2 protein-coding genes are annotated in these 1,116 nt (G+C 61.8%); both read right to left on the reverse strand.

Annotation, left to right across the window (positions count from 1 at the left end):
* Window positions 1-274: TrbC/VirB2 family protein (locus EN749_RS36165; RefSeq protein ID WP_189367996.1), on the reverse strand; the 274-nt coding region annotated here is incomplete at its 3' end.
* Window positions 255-959 carry a lytic transglycosylase domain-containing protein gene (locus EN749_RS36170; RefSeq protein WP_128365007.1) on the reverse strand — a complete coding sequence of 235 codons (705 nt, stop codon included), beginning with the start codon at window positions 957-959 and terminating at the stop codon, window positions 255-257. The genes EN749_RS36170 and EN749_RS36165, both read right to left, overlap by 20 nt.
* Window positions 960-1,116: the final 157 nt, after the last annotated feature.

A 1,116-nucleotide genomic window follows, 5' to 3' on the forward strand; every position in this document is an offset into this window, starting at 1 on the left:
GTGTCGAGGCGCCAAACACGAAAGCGATGCCGACAACAATCGAGAACGCCAGCGGCCAGGCCAGGCGGCCGGTCATTGCCATAAACCCGAGGAAACAGACCGCGATGATCGCGATAGAGCGCGCAATGTTGCCCTGCAGGACGCCGACCAGCCAATCGAAGACGCCCTCGATGGGTGCAGCGTCCTGGGCGTAGGCCGCGACCGGCTGCAAAAGGGTGCCGATCGCAACGGCAGCGGTGAGCTGCAGCGTGAGTTTACTCCACTTCAATGACATGTCCGTCCTTCCACGCATTTTCGAGTTTCCCTTCTCGATTGACCTCAGGCACGTTCGCCGGCTGCGATGAGCCGACCATGGCTGACAGCTTCCAGCGGTTGAGAACCTTGATGATGTAGCCGGCGGTCTCCGGAAGCTCCGGAATGCCCCGGCTCTGACGAACGTTTGCGGGCCCGGCGTTGTAGGCGGCGAGCATCAACAATGGGTCGCCGAACTCACCGTAGAGCTGCTTCAGATATTTGATGCCGCCGCGAACGTTCGCCTCAACATCACACCTGTCACGGACGCCAAGATCGCCCGCCGTTCCCGGCATCAGCTGCATGATCCCCACGGCGCCTGCCGACGATTGTTTGCGCGCCGCGCCATGCCGGCTTTCGACCCAAGCCACCGCTTCGGCCAGGTCAGCATCGACACCTTCCTCTGCCGCCACCGCGCGCACGAGTTCGCTTACGGCCTTGCTGTCGACTGGCGGACACTCGGTTGCCGCTGGCGACTGCGTCTCAGCCGACTGATGGTTCAACGACATGGTGTAGGCGGCAGGTTTCTCGTTCCGAAACGCCGCTGCCATGCGGGCTGCCACATTTACCGGTTGCAGAGCGTGCCGAGGGGCGGCATCCTGCGCATGGCCCTGTGTTGCTAGCGCAACCCCGGCCGCAAGAATTCCGACGAACGAAACTCTGGCCATTGCGTCGCTCCGGTTATTACTTTAACTTACGTCATAACCGCGGCGATCCCGCTCGTCAACAAGCGACTACAACCATGGCTTTCTTTCTTGTCGGTAATTCGCCCCTTTTGCTGCTGACCATAGCGCGGGCGACCTCAGCGCGTCCAAGCCGCCCGTG

The sequence above is a fragment of the Mesorhizobium sp. M7A.F.Ca.ET.027.02.1.1 genome, assembly GCF_004022985.1.
Taxonomy (GTDB): domain Bacteria; phylum Pseudomonadota; class Alphaproteobacteria; order Rhizobiales; family Rhizobiaceae; genus Mesorhizobium.